Source organism: Vreelandella sp. 2A-K22, assembly GCF_054065485.1.
In genome coordinates this window covers 290,187-303,294 of record NZ_JBSUGC010000001.1, presented here as the reverse complement: position 1 = coordinate 303,294, position 13,108 = coordinate 290,187, and the positions used below count along the sequence as shown (strand labels likewise).

Here is a 13,108-nt window from a genome sequence, read left to right as displayed (position 1 = left end):
CCGTTATTTTTACTGTGGCGCTCGGTGCTTTATGATGACACTTATCATAGCTTGACTCGCCGTGTCTGCGGTATAGGGAGAATAACGTGCTATCAATCACCAAACTGCGCATTGCCACGCGTAAAAGCCAACTGGCCATGTGGCAGGCTGAGTACGTTCGCGACCGCTTAATGGCGGCTCACAACGGCCTTGAGGTCGAGCTTGTAGCTCTGTCTACCAAGGGCGACAAAATTCTCGATACACCGCTTTCAAAAATTGGCGGTAAAGGGCTGTTCGTTAAAGAGCTGGAAGACGCCATGCTCGATGGCCGTGCCGATATTGCCGTCCACTCGATGAAAGATGTACCCATGCTCTTCCCCGAAGGGCTGGGCCTGTCGGTCATCCTAGAAGGGGCCGACCCTACCGATGCGTTTGTATCCAACCACTACTCTAGCATTGATGAGCTTCCCGAAGGGGCACGAATTGGCACCGCCAGCTTACGCCGTGGCCTGCAGATGCGTGAAGCCCGCCCCGATCTGCAAATTCTCAACTTGCGCGGCAACGTACAAACGCGGCTAGGTAAATTAGACGCGGGCGAATTTGACGCCATCATCCTGGCGACCTCGGGCCTTAAGCGGTTGGGCTTGGATGAGCGGATTGCCCAGGCACTGCCGCCGGAAGTGTGCCTGCCCGCCTGCGGCCAAGGAGCCCTAGGCATTGAGTGCCGCCTGCATGACCCCGAGCTGATTGCCTTGCTAGCCCCGCTGGATGACGCGGATACCGCGACGCGTGTGCGCGCCGAACGGGCCATGAACACGCGCTTAGAGGGCGGCTGCCAAGTGCCTATTGCGGGCCACGCGGTGCTGGATATTGAAAATGAAACCCTTTGGCTACGCGGCTTAGTGGGCAACCCAGAGGGCACCGAAGTGCTGCGCGCCGAAGGCCGTGGCTCGATGCATGAGCCCGAAGCGCTGGGCATTCGCATTGCCGAAGAGCTGCTCGACCAAGGCGCTGGCGATATTCTGGCTGAGGTTTACGGCCGCGCCATATGAGCCAACCGGTACTGATCTGCCGCCCTGGCGAGCGAGGTGAAGCACTGGCCGCTGCTCTGCGCGAGCGGGGCGAGAGCGTTGAATCACTCAATGTGATGCAACTCGAAGCCTTGCCAGAAACCCCTGAAATGCGGCGTATCTGGCTGGATATTGATCAGTACCATAAGATAATAGTCATCAGCCCCTTTGCGGCCACTTGCTTGAGTGAAGCGCTGGATCGCTTCTGGCCACAGCTGCCCATTGGTATTGACTACTACAGCGTTGGCAGCGCCACCGCGGCCACGCTTTATGATCAGTTGGGCGTACGTGTGCATGTGCCTTCGCCCAATGCAGGTGAAGATACCAGCGAAGCACTGCTTGCGCTTGCCTCGCTTCAGCAGTTAGGGCACCAGCGCATTCTACTGGTGGCGGGCGAAGGTGGCCGCCCGCTGCTCGCTGAAACGCTTGCCGAGCGGGGGGCGCAGGTGACTCGTGTAGCGGTGTATCGACGCACATTTCACCCCCTTGAACCCGCTCTGCAAACGCGCCTTTTTTCAGGTAATTACCGGGCGTTGATCGTCACCAGCAGCGAACTGCTGGAACATCTGGCAAAATGGTGCAATCAGGCGGCCTTGAACCAACCGCTAATCGTTTCCAGTCGCCGTTTGGCTACACTGGCTGGCATACTGGGTTTTTGTGACCTCAAGGTGGCGTCCGGAGCTACGCCAGCTGCGTTGATAGCGGCGTTGGAGACCTGCGACCCACAGGGTGCCGATGTCGATCAAGGAACTTACTAAGGGCTAGCGACACATGAGCAAACAAGTAAACGATCAGGACGATGTACAACCGACGTCCTCCGATGCCTCTCAAGGCGTCCCTAAAACGACCGACAAAGCAGCTTCCACGACCGACGCGACTGAGCCCAGCAAGCCGAACACACCGCCGAGCTCAACAACACCTGCTCAGAGTGGCGCTAAAAATAGCCGGTCGCGGCGACGTGGAAAGGGCTCGCCCACTGCGAGTTCAACCGCTGCTAGCAGCACTACCAGCACGGCTAAATCGGCAGATACCACATCCAGCAACGCAGCCTCACCTTCCCAGAGTGCCGCTCAACCCAGCCCATCTTCCTCAAGCGGGTCGGCTTCTAGTTCGCCATCGTCAAGCGCCGCCTCGTCAAAGCCGACCAGCGGCAAGTCATCGGCGGGCACTACGCCGCCCACCGGCCACAAAGGCAGCGGTAACGGCCAAAGCGGTGGGGGCAAAAGCGGAGGCAGTAAAAGCGGCGGCCTCGCGATTGCCCTGGTGATTATCCTGGCGATTGCCTTGGCATTTATCGCTTGGCAGGGCTGGCTGCGCCTGGAGAGCCAGCAGCAACGCCTCGACGAAGTCGCACAGCAGGCTGAGGGGAGCGCCTCACAGCAAACGGTTAGCGACCTCGAGTCACGCCTTGATAGCGGCGAAGCCGAGCGCGATGAAGCGCTGCAAAGCACACTGGGTGACCTGCGTGATGAATTTGACAGCTACCGCAGCGACGTCGATGAGACCCTGGGCCAAGTGCTGGACCAGCTCTCTCAAGAGCAGGACACCGACGAGCGCGAGTGGTTGCATGCCGAAGCCGCCTACCTGCTGCGTCTGGCCAATCAGCGTTTACAGCTGGAAGGCGACGTTGATGGCGCAGCTGCGCTGCTGCGTACCGCCGATGCGCGCCTAGTAGATGCTGACAACCCGGCGTTGACACCCGTACGCGCAGCGATTGCCAATGAGCTAGCCGCTCTGGATGCCGTGCCCCAGGTTGACCGTACAGGCCTCTACTTAGCGCTCAATGCCCAGCAGGAACGCATCTCCTCTCTGCGACTCTCTCAAGAAATTGAGGAGCAAGCGGTAACCTCCAGCATCGAGCAGCCGCCGACCGGCACTTTCCAGCGCCAGCTGGCGCGCTTCGGTGAAGAGCTCAAAGACCTGGTGGTGGTTCGCCATCACGATGAAGCGCTGGAAGCGCTGATTACCCCAGAGCAAGAGTCTTACCTACGCCAAAGTCTGCGCTTAGTGCTGGAGCAGACGCAGTTGGCCCTGCTCAACGAAGAGAAAGAGCTTTATGACGCGAGTATCGACAAAGCGCTACAGCTGCTGAACGACTACTACGACACCACTCGTGAAGAGACCCAAAGCGTTATTACGCGCCTTCAAGAGCTCAAGGAAGCAGAGGTAAAACCCGAGCTGCCCGATATCAGCGCTTCACAGCAGGAGCTCGCACGCTTTATCGACAACCGCTATAAGACGCGTGGCCAAAGCGGAGGTGATTCATGAGAAAGCTTGTTCTCCTCATTGTCGCAGGCCTCGCCGTCGGGGCCCTGTTTGGGCACCTGATGATGTCGGTGCCCGGCTATTGGCTAATCCGCGTGGGCGACTCATCCATCCAGACATCGTTTTGGTTTGGTCTGGTGCTGCTGTTTGCCGCCTTTATCGTCCTACACTTTGTACTGCGTTTGCTCAGCGGCATTATTCGCCCTATGGGGCGTTTTCGTAGCTGGAACAGCCGCGCACGTAACCGTCGCGCCATGCAGCGCACCGTGCGTGGCCTGGTAGCACTGACCGAAGGGCGCTGGAAAAAAGCCGAAAAAACCCTGGTTAATGCCGCCGATGATTCCAGCACACCGCTGGTCAACTACCTATCCGCAGCGCTGGCGGCCCATTACCAGGGCCACCACGTGAAATCCCAGGAGCACCTGAATCAGGCGCAGCTAACCACCGACGGAGCCGATACGGCCGTTGGCTTGATGCAGGCGCAAATGATGATTGAGCGTCAGCAGCCGGAAGAAGCGCTGGCGATTCTTAATCGCCTGGATAAGAAGCTCTCCAACCACCCGCAGGTGCTCAAGCTACTCAAACAGGTGCATTTAAGCGTCAACGATTGGGAAGGCTTACGGCGTTTGATTCCACGCTTGGCGGCGCAGAAGCTCATTACCCAGCAAGAGCGTGAGCAGTTGGAGTTTAAAGCCTACCGCGAGCTGATCGTGTTTGAAGCGCAAAACCCCACCAACATTGAGCGGGTGCGTGGCCTTTGGGCTGATATGCCCGACTACCTGCGCGGCAACACCGAGCTGATCGTGCTGTACAGCGAAGCGCTGATTCAAGCCAACGAAGAGCCCATTGCCGAGCGCTTGCTCAACCACTCGCTGGATCACCACTGGGACGCACGCTTGGTAAAACGCTACGGCCTGCTGAATGTGAACGCCGGTCGCCAACTAGTTAAAGCCGAGAAGTGGCTGCAGGAGCGCCCCAACGACCCCGAGCTGCTGCTCGCCTGCGGTCGCCTCTCGCTGCGCACCGGCCAGTGGCAAAAGGCGTTGGAGTACTTTGAAGCCAGCCAGCGGCAGCGCCCCAATGGCGAAGTTTGCGCTGAACTTGCACGTCTCTATGCAAGCCTTGGCGAGCATAATAAGAGCCAGCTCTACTATCGCCACAGCGTCGAAATGCTGGCCAAATCGCTGCCATCGCTGCCGCAACCCAGCGATGCTAACGACAGCAAAAAGCCCGGCAGTAAGCAAAAAGACAGCAAAACCATTAAGAAAAGCGCCTAGGGTTGCTGCTGGTATAACGTGAAAGGGCGCCACTTCAGCAGTGGCGCCCTTTTTAGTGGCTCAAGGTTTGGCGGGTGGCATTTGCGGTGGCGCAGAGGTAACTTCAACCGGCGTTTCAGCCTCCGCTGGCTGATCCAGCATTGCTGTGCAGTGGCCACAGCGCGTGGCTTTGATCGGCACCACCATCAAACAGTAAGGGCACGGCTGCTCCGTAGGGTTCGCAGGCGCTACCGCCTCTTCGCGCTTTAATCGGTTAATGGTGCGTACCAATAAGAAGACCACGAAGGCGACAATCATAAAGCTGACCACCGCATTGATAAAAAGCCCGAGGTTTAGCGTTACCGCCCCTGCCGCCTGGGCATCCGCCAGCGTCGCATAAGGGCCGCCCACCGCCCCTTGGCGTAACACTACAAACAGATTGGAAAAATCCACACCGCCCACCAACAAGCCAATCAGCGGGTTCATCACATCCGCCACCAGGCTCTGCACAATCAGCGTAAACGCCCCACCGATAATGATCCCCACCGCCATATCGACGACGTTGCCTTTTACCGCAAACTCTCGGAATTCCTGGAAGAATTTTGCCATGTTCAAACGTCCTAACGTCTCGTTTTAGCCAATACCCTAGGTTATAGCGTCTTGCTAAAAGCATGGGCTAGGGTGTGTTAGACGGCAAGTAATTTCCTTGCGGTTCGATACTAGGCATTATAAAGCGTTGAAGCCCCTTCCTCGTGCAACTATGTGTCAGCGACTAACCAAGCTATACGAGTCGTTGCTGAAAGCTCAGCGAATAGGCGTACTCGGAAGCTCTCCCCCTCTTGTTACTACCTTGTATTACTAAAGTCTTAGACGTTATTTAGCTTTCAAGTGCGTAAATACTGGTAGCGTTATAGCGCCTCACCTAGCTAGTAGCAGATTGCCCGGTTGTTTGAGCAATGCAGCCTGATTGGAAGCCACCGAAGGTAAATGCCACCATTAGTTAAGAAGTTACTCATGCCTTGGAGTTCTTATGGAATTACGCCACCTGAGGTACTTTTGCGTTGTCGCTGAAGAGCTTAATCTCACCTGTGCCGCTAAACGCTTGCATATGTCACAGCCGCCACTTTCGCGCCAAATTAAACAGCTAGAGCGGGAAGTTGGGGTCGAACTGTTTGAGAGAAGCTCGCGAGGCCTTCGCTTAACACCATCGGGTATATTTTTTCAGCAGCGTGCTTTAGAAATTTTAGAGAAAGTCGACGTCACCATTGATACAACACGCCATATGGCACGTAGCAAGCGAACTCTATTTGGAATTGGCTTTGTCCCCTCTATCTTTTATGGGCAGATTCCAATGCTGGTTCGCGACTTGCGTCAAATTGAGAATGTGGAAATATCATTGACAGAACTTACGACCATACAGCAAATTCAGGCGCTTAAAGCAGGCCGTATTGACATGGGATTTGGACGTCTTCGCATTGATGATCCAGACGTAGAGCAAGAGATACTCTTCAATGAGCCATTTATTGCTGCTCTTCCTAGCGGTCACCCCTTAGAGGGCACTACGCCTACATGCGAAGAATTGGCACGTTATCCACTTATTCTTTTCCCCGCCAAACCACGTCCTAGCTTGGCAGATATGGTACTGGGTATTTTCCGCCGACAAGGCTTAAAGGTTGAGGTCATACAGGAAGCAAACGAAGTTCAGACAGCACTTAGCCTCGTCGCCTCTGATATCGGTATTACACTGGTACCTGAGGAGGTAAAGCGCGTACAACGAGATGGTATTTCTTACGTAGCATTGGCGGACAAGACAATCACCTCACCTGTTGTCTGCAGCCGTCGCCGCGGTGAAAAACCATCACTTCTCATGAATGAAGCGACCACCATTTTACACAAGCTTGTTGATGATCGCTTCATGGGCCGCTACCCATAACCTATGATATTCAAAGGAAAGTGGATCCTTTGGAGCTTGCCAATTCCCCTTCCTAGCGCGGCCCTTCTTTAAAGCTCCTTCAAGCACTTAAAGGAAATTAACAAGGCTATTAAACCTTCGCGGTACCCGCCAACTGGCTAGCGAGATCCTGCTCGTCTTCCTTGGCGCGGGGACGGGCGTGACGCACTTGCAGCTCAGGGGCTTCGGTTTTAGCCAGTTCGACATTAAACACCACATGGGAGAACGGGCCGTCCAGGTCGCGCTTGGCGATCTCGGCCGGATCTTCGATCCGTTCAGCGGGCACCACCAGCTCTTCCCGTGTCGCGAAGGCGAAGTCGTCAAAGGTGTAGGGGTCGCCCGCCAGGTTGATCTGGGTGGTCAGGTGCTGATGGCCCGGTGCGGAGACGAAGTAGTGGATATGCGCCGGGCGTTCGCCGTGACGGCCCAGGGACTTGAGCACCACATCGGTGGGGGCGCCTTCGGGCACGCCGTAGCCGGAGGGAATGATGCTGCGCGCGGTGTAGCGGCCTTCGCTGTCCGCATAGATCGTGCGGCGCATGTTGTACTCATCCTGGGAGGGATCAAAGAACGAGTAGCCGCCCTTGGAGTTGCAGTGCCAGATTTCAACCTTAGCGCCGGGGATCGGGGTACCGTCGACATCGCGCACCTGACCGGTCAGCCACATCACCTCGGCATCGGGATCACTGCCGTCGTCCATGCGGGCGAAGCCTTCCGCTTCCGGGGCACCGGCCACGTAGAGCGGGCCTTCGATGGTACGCGGGGTGCCGCCGGTGCGCTTGGCTTCGGCATCGATGGCGTCCTGGCGCATGTCCAGATAGTGATCAAAACCAAGCCCAGGAGAAAGCAGGCCGAACTGGGTCTGGCCGCCCAGAGCGTTGAGCAGGTTGATCGCTGCCCAGTATTCTTCCTCAGTGACATCGAAATCATCGATCAGCTTGAACAGGTCGCCCACTAGGCGGTGCACAATTTGCTTGGCGCGATCGTTGCCGCCGGTCTGGTCAAAGCCCGCAACGGCTTTTAGGAAGTCTTGAACCTCGGGCGTGTCGAATATTTTTACAGTCATGGTGAAACCCTCTGTTTGTTATGGGGTGTTGTTGTAGTCATATGATCTGGCGTGTTACGTGGAGAGCTATCTATCGTCATCGCGCACTGAAGAGGGGTGACGACACAGCGGTTTGACGCTGATCTCCATATAGGGGAAGAGCGGCAGATTGCTGACCAGCTCTTGCAGCTCGGCGTTGTCTTCCACGTCAAAAATACTGACGTTCGAGTAGCTACCCGCCACCCGCCACAAATGGCGCCACTTACCCTGGCGCTGCAGGTCTTGGGAATACGCCTTTTCCGTTGCCTTGATCTTGGCTGCCTGCTCGGCAGGCATGTCCGGCGGCAACTTAACGGTCATCTCAACTTGAAACAGCATATGGCTCTCCTCTTTCATCGCGGGCGATCACAAGCGATGGCTTTATTTACTGCGGCTTTTACTTACGTGAGTAGTGCGCCAACTTATCTTCATCTAAGGTGATGCCGAGCCCAGCCCCTTGCGGCAACTCCACCCCAAATTCGGTGTAGTTGAGAGGGGAAACGACGATGTCGTCTTGCAGCAGCAGAGGGCCGAACATTTCCGTGCCCCAGGCCATTGCTGGCAGCGTTGCCCAGGCATGTAGAGAGGCAGCCGTACCGATAGTGCCCTCCAACAGGGTGCCGCCATATAAGCCAATTCCAGCCGCTTGGGCGACGTGAGCTAACTCTAGTACCCCGTAAATACCGCCGGATTTGGCAATCTTCAGCGCAAAGGCACCACTGAAGCCGCCGCACACGAGATCAAGCCCGTCGCGGGCATCCTGCACGGCCTCGTCAGCCAGCATTGGCACATTGAAGCGGTTAGCCAAACGAACTAGACCGGCGTGTTCACGAGCAGCAATGGGCTGCTCGATTAACTCAATGCCAGCATCCTGTAGCACCTGAATACCGCGAACGGCGGTGGATTCATCCCACGCCTGATTAACATCAACTCGCACGCTGGCCCGATCACCCAGCGCTTCCTTGATCGCCGCCACATGGCGCACGTCCTGATCCACCGGGTTAGCACCAATTTTTAACTTGAAGTCGCAGTGCCGACGCTGTTCTAAACGCAGCATGGCCTCATCAATATCTTTGGCGGTATCACCGCTGGCTAGCGTCCATAGTACGGGCAAGTGATCCTGACGTACGCCGCCCAGCAGCTCGGCGACGCTCAATCCCAAGCGCTTGCCCTGGGCATCCAACAGAGCCGTTTCTAATGCAGATTTGGCGATCATATTGCCGCGAGCATGGCGGTTAAGCCGAGCACGCAACTGATGGACATTGTTGGAGGGCTGGCCGACCAGCAGAGGGGCTAGATAAGTATCAATATTGCGCTTAATGCTCTCCGGGCTTTCTGGGCCATAGGCCAGGCCACCAATGGTGGTGCCTTCGCCGAGCCCTTCGATACCGTCGGAGTGGCGCATGCGCACAATCACCATGGTTTGGCAGGCCATGGTGGTCATGGAGAGTTTGTGAGGACGGATAGTCGGTAAATCGACCAGCAGCGTCTCAATATGTTGGATGACGGTTGACATGCAGGCTCCAGCGTCTGGCAATCATTAGCTAGGCTGCAGTTTGGTAGCATCTGGTTTTAGAAACCAATATTGTTTAAGTGCCTTTCCATACCGTAAGGGTATCGCCAACCCAGCATTAGCGTTGCTGTTTAACGCTCATGTGTAGCTGTAGCTTAAATTAAACCGTACAAAACAAACTAAAAATATATTTTCTCAAATACTGATAGATTAAAATTCAACTAAATCAAATGACTACAATAAAAAATGGTGCAGCTTAACGCTACACCACTAATCACTAAATGAGCATAAATGCCTTAAATAACGAAATGAGAAATGCCGTAGCACTTCAGCCGTTAGCCCGATACGACAGCCATTTGCCGCGGCCGCTAGGGTTCTCAACCACATCGCGCTACAAAATACATTTACGACAAAAGGATAATACTGGCTGCTTTATGAAAAATTACCGGTGACTACTGACATATCGCGAAGTAAGTAGCCCTCTCTGACACCTTAAAGACGACTGAACAACAATCCGATGGTGATTGAGTATGTTCCTTCACCCACCGTTGGGTAGCAGCTAACATTTTTACACATTGTTCAACCCAAGCATCTCACGCGCCTGCTGCCAAGTAGCCACCGGGCGCTCATACCTTTCGCAGAGAGCTACGGTGCGCTCGACCAGCGCGGCGTTGGAGGGCACCAGCGTATTACTATCCAGGCGAACGTTATCCTCAAGCCCCGTCCGAGTATGACCACCAGCAGCAATAGACCACTCGTTAAGCAGGTATTGATTGGCGCCGATGCCTGCGCCACACCACTGTGCATCCGGCGCTAGCCGCTTGAGTGTCTCGATATAGAAATCAAAAGTCGGCTTATCCGCTGGCATCGAATTCTTAACGCCCATGACAAACTGCACATAGAGCGGTGCTTTCAGCTTTCCCTGCTTGGAGAGTGCAACCGCCTGATGGATATGCGACAGATCAAACGCTTCGATTTCAGGCTTAATGCCATACGTGAGCATCTCATCGGCAAGCCACTCCACCAACTGGGGCGGATTCTCGTACACACGATTGGGGAAGTTATTGGAGCCCACCGAGAGACTGGCCATATCAGGCTTCAGCAACAGCATCCCGCCGCGCACCTCACCGGCGCCAGAGCGCCCGCCGGTTGAGAGCTGAATAATCATGCCAGGGCAGTGTTTCTTGAGCCCTTCCATCAGCCTTACAAATTTCTCTGGGTCGGAAGAAGGCGTTTGGTCATCGTTACGCACGTGGCAATGAGCAATGGTAGCTCCCGCCTCGAACGCCGCCTGAGTACTTTCAATTTGCTCTTCAACCGTAATCGGCACGGCAGGATTGTTCTCTTTGCGCGGCAGGCTGCCGGTGATAGCGACACAAATAATACAGGGCTGAGACATGGAAACCTCTCTTTGTTCATATTGCGAACACTAATTTGCATTACGAACAAAATAGAGCGAATCTTTACCAGCGTCAAATCCGAATCGCTGCCAATGACGTTGACAACCACATTTTAGAAAGAGACATCGAATACCAAAGGGACAATGGTGTAGAGCGCGACCATAATCACCAGCAAACCGATGACGTTGAGCCAGATACCTGCTCGGATCATGCTCTTGATTGGAAGATCCCCTGTTGCGAAAGCCACTGCATTGGAAGGTGTCGCCACGGGCAACATAAAGGCGCAGCTCACGGCAAAGGTAACCACGATGGTCATCAGAAAAGGTTCGATACCCAGTCCCACGGCAATAGATCCCATAATCGGGAAGAAGGCAGCCGCCGTCGCCGTGTTACTGGTTAGCTCGGTCAATAGGATAATGACGATAGCCGTGATGGCTAGGATCAGAATCGGAGGTAACCCCGATAATCCCGAGACGCTCTCGCCAACCCACGCACTCAAGCCAGTGGCGGTGAACTGGGCTGAGAGTGTTAGGCCACCGCCAAACAAAATCAGTACCCCCCAGGGCACGTCACGGGTAGCCGACCACGCCAGCAACGCCCCTTTTCCATTAGAGGCAGGAATCACAAACATCAGAATCGCCGAGAGAATCGCCACACTAGTATCGTTGATGTTACCCAACCAAGGCAGTGCACTCTGCACGACAGGAATTCTCGCGATTAACGGCAGGAATACCCAGCAGAACACTGCCCCGGCAAAAACCATCAATACACGTGACTCCTCAGGCGATAGTCGGCCCATCCCCTTGAGCTCTGCCTCAATCATCGCCCGGCCACCCTGGATGCTCTCGACTTCCGAGCGGAACACCAGTTTGTTAAGCACAAACCAAGCCAGCATTAGCATAGTGAATGAGAACGGCACACCCACCAGCATCCAGTGACCAAATCCGATGCTAAGCCCGTGGGTGTCTTCCATGTAGGCGCGCATTAGCGCCATCGGCGGCTGGCCGATCAATGTGGCCATGGAGCCAATGGTGATGGCATAGGCAATGCCCAGTAGCACAGAGGCAGAAAACTTGGGCGTGTCATCACCGTTACCCAGTGACTTCACTAGCGCAATGATCGAGCCTCCAATGGGCACCATGATCACTGCGGTGGCGGTATTGCTGACCCACATGGTGATAAACCAGCTAGCGAACATCAAACCGAAGACGATTTGAGCCGGCTTAGTACCCACGGTGAGCACCGTCAGTAGCGCGAAGCGGCGGTGTAAATTCCAGCGTTGCGTTGCCAAGCCCAGCAGTACGCCACCCAATACTAGAAAGACAATGCTGTGAGCATAGGGCGAGGCGGTTTCACCGACCGAGGCAATATCGAAAAACGGGAACAGTACAAGCGGCAACAGCGACGTGGCAGGAATGGGTATCGCCTCGGTCATCCACCAGGTGGCCATCAGCATGGCAATGCCCGCCACTAGACGAGCACTGAAGGCCAGCGTTTCAGGCAAAAGGAAGAAAACACCCAAGCCAATGACAATACCCATTACAAGTGAGATTGGCTTGAAAGCAGAGGCTTCAGCAGCGTAGGGCGCTTGTTCAACGGCCCCTGTGGTTTGCGACATGATCGTTTTACCCGCATAGCAATAACAGTGCAGGTGAGTGTTACGACTGATGGGCCGAGTCGCCAATACCTCTCAGGTTGATGCACATACCTAACTGAGCAAATTGACATGAATACAGAGAACTCTATATAGTCAATAAAATCAGTTATTTAACTATAAAATAGCTGCTATTTTCGTACTTGACCTATTCGTGACTTTCACAAGGGATAGGGAATATCCTGCTTAATTACGACGTATAGTTTACGACTAATGGATGGGCTACTGCGAAAAGCGTGGCAATTTCACTACCCGCGTGACGTTTAAGCAAAAGCGCTAAGCGGAAGTTTGAATAAAAAGGAGTAGTTCAGGAAAGGGCAGGGCTATTAGATAGCCCATAGGGCAAATGTAAGCACTTTGGCCGCGATGGCAGTAATTCCAGCGTCCCTCTAGACCTTAAAGCGCGTTTAAGTTATGAAACATCCTACTCAAGCACTGATTGATATACACAATGTCCTGTTTACTGAAATCGGCAAAGGCTTTTTCCACCAGACGGCTAGTAACTTGCCGCGCAATATCCAGCTTTGCCTCACCCGCCTCGGTAAGCTCTACTTCAGTGACGCGACCATCCTGCGGGCTGGCCTCTGTTTTAAGCAAACCCGACTCTTGCATTCGGTATACAATTTTGGTGATAGTTGACAATTTTGCAACAGCGTGTACTGATATATCCGACATGCTAAGGCGCCCATGTTCATGTAGGATCATGAGAATGCGCCACTTAGACGAACTGAGCCCGAGTGGTTTCAGTAGTGTATCGACATCAGCGCTGTATTTAGCATTCAGCCTCGCGACCCAATAAAAAGGAAAATCACGCGAGCGAAATTCATCGGCAAGAGGAAAAAAGGAAGACGATAATTCATCCTTGTCGACCATAAGAAGCGCGCCATCCAAAAAAATAGTGGATTATTCTAGCATATATCCATTCGAGTGTAAGCG

At 54.5% G+C, this 13,108-nt stretch carries 12 protein-coding genes; 5 read left to right on the top strand and 7 right to left on the bottom strand.

The genetic code is table 11. The features are described from left to right. Positions 1-86: 86 nt before the first annotated feature. Genes hemC through ACW17M_RS01380 form a run of 4 tightly spaced genes read left to right on the top strand, consistent with a single transcriptional unit; the run spans position 87 to position 4,591 of the window. Positions 87-1,031 carry a hydroxymethylbilane synthase gene (gene hemC / locus ACW17M_RS01395; protein ID WP_400669749.1) on the top strand — a complete coding sequence of 315 codons (945 nt, stop codon included), beginning with the start codon at positions 87-89 and terminating at the stop codon, positions 1,029-1,031. Further along, on the top strand, positions 1,028-1,807 hold the full coding sequence (locus ACW17M_RS01390) for a uroporphyrinogen-III synthase (RefSeq protein ID WP_400669754.1): 780 nt from the start codon (positions 1,028-1,030) through the stop codon (positions 1,805-1,807). The genes hemC and ACW17M_RS01390 overlap by 4 nt, the downstream gene beginning before the upstream one ends. 13 nt (positions 1,808-1,820) lie before the next feature. Continuing rightward, positions 1,821-3,317: a uroporphyrinogen-III C-methyltransferase gene (locus tag ACW17M_RS01385; RefSeq protein WP_457546793.1), complete on the top strand. Its 1,497-nt coding sequence runs from the start codon at positions 1,821-1,823 to the stop codon at positions 3,315-3,317. Beyond that, a complete protein-coding gene (locus ACW17M_RS01380) occupies positions 3,314-4,591 on the top strand; it encodes a heme biosynthesis HemY N-terminal domain-containing protein (RefSeq protein WP_022521215.1) in 1,278 nt (425 codons plus the stop codon). The genes ACW17M_RS01385 and ACW17M_RS01380 overlap by 4 nt, the downstream gene beginning before the upstream one ends. Positions 4,592-4,651: 60 nt before the next feature. Here ACW17M_RS01380 and mscL read toward each other — a convergent pair whose 3' ends face one another. Then, entirely contained in the window at positions 4,652-5,179 is a 528-nt protein-coding gene (mscL, locus tag ACW17M_RS01375; protein ID WP_022521214.1) for a large-conductance mechanosensitive channel protein MscL, read from the bottom strand. 421 nt (positions 5,180-5,600) lie between these two features. Between mscL and ACW17M_RS01370 the strand changes: the two genes are divergently transcribed. Then, on the top strand, positions 5,601-6,503 hold the full coding sequence (locus tag ACW17M_RS01370) for a LysR family transcriptional regulator (RefSeq protein ID WP_457546792.1): 903 nt from the start codon (positions 5,601-5,603) through the stop codon (positions 6,501-6,503). Positions 6,504-6,612: 109 nt separating this feature from the next. Here the strand turns inward: ACW17M_RS01370 and catA are convergent, their stop codons facing one another. From catA to ACW17M_RS01340, 6 genes are all read right to left on the bottom strand, one after another. Continuing rightward, positions 6,613-7,587, bottom strand: coding sequence for a catechol 1,2-dioxygenase (gene catA, locus ACW17M_RS01365; RefSeq protein WP_427770241.1), 975 nt, complete (start codon positions 7,585-7,587; stop codon positions 6,613-6,615). Positions 7,588-7,653: 66 nt separating this feature from the next. Beyond that, entirely contained in the window at positions 7,654-7,944 is a 291-nt protein-coding gene (catC, locus tag ACW17M_RS01360) for a muconolactone Delta-isomerase (protein ID WP_027958957.1), read from the bottom strand. 58 nt (positions 7,945-8,002) lie between these two features. Continuing rightward, entirely contained in the window at positions 8,003-9,121 is a 1,119-nt protein-coding gene (locus tag ACW17M_RS01355) for a muconate/chloromuconate family cycloisomerase (RefSeq protein WP_427770240.1), read from the bottom strand. A gap of 565 nt (positions 9,122-9,686) precedes the next feature. Then, entirely contained in the window at positions 9,687-10,517 is an 831-nt protein-coding gene (locus tag ACW17M_RS01350; protein ID WP_457546791.1) for a 3-keto-5-aminohexanoate cleavage protein, read from the bottom strand. Positions 10,518-10,630: 113 nt separating this feature from the next. Beyond that, on the bottom strand, positions 10,631-12,136 hold the full coding sequence (locus tag ACW17M_RS01345) for an SLC13 family permease (protein WP_457546790.1): 1,506 nt from the start codon (positions 12,134-12,136) through the stop codon (positions 10,631-10,633). Between the two features lie 432 nt (positions 12,137-12,568). Further along, the gene (locus tag ACW17M_RS01340) at positions 12,569-13,045 is read right to left on the bottom strand and encodes a MarR family winged helix-turn-helix transcriptional regulator (protein WP_041157349.1); all 477 of its coding nucleotides are present in this window, start codon (positions 13,043-13,045) and stop codon (positions 12,569-12,571) included. Between the last annotated feature and the right edge of the window lie 63 nt (positions 13,046-13,108).

Coding starts and splice junctions, on each gene's coding strand:
- ACW17M_RS01390 (WP_400669754.1), top strand. CDS start 1,028: ATGAGCCAACCGGTACTGATCTGCCGCCCTGGCGAGCGAGGTGAAGCA.
- ACW17M_RS01385 (WP_457546793.1), top strand. CDS start 1,821: ATGAGCAAACAAGTAAACGATCAGGACGATGTACAACCGACGTCCTCC.
- ACW17M_RS01380 (WP_022521215.1), top strand. CDS start 3,314: ATGAGAAAGCTTGTTCTCCTCATTGTCGCAGGCCTCGCCGTCGGGGCC.
- mscL (WP_022521214.1), bottom strand. CDS start 5,179: ATGGCAAAATTCTTCCAGGAATTCCGAGAGTTTGCGGTAAAAGGCAAC.
- ACW17M_RS01370 (WP_457546792.1), top strand. CDS start 5,601: ATGGAATTACGCCACCTGAGGTACTTTTGCGTTGTCGCTGAAGAGCTT.
- catA (WP_427770241.1), bottom strand. CDS start 7,587: ATGACTGTAAAAATATTCGACACGCCCGAGGTTCAAGACTTCCTAAAA.
- catC (WP_027958957.1), bottom strand. CDS start 7,944: ATGCTGTTTCAAGTTGAGATGACCGTTAAGTTGCCGCCGGACATGCCT.
- ACW17M_RS01355 (WP_427770240.1), bottom strand. CDS start 9,121: ATGTCAACCGTCATCCAACATATTGAGACGCTGCTGGTCGATTTACCG.
- ACW17M_RS01350 (WP_457546791.1), bottom strand. CDS start 10,517: ATGTCTCAGCCCTGTATTATTTGTGTCGCTATCACCGGCAGCCTGCCG.
- ACW17M_RS01345 (WP_457546790.1), bottom strand. CDS start 12,136: ATGTCGCAAACCACAGGGGCCGTTGAACAAGCGCCCTACGCTGCTGAA.
- ACW17M_RS01340 (WP_041157349.1), bottom strand. CDS start 13,045: ATGGTCGACAAGGATGAATTATCGTCTTCCTTTTTTCCTCTTGCCGAT.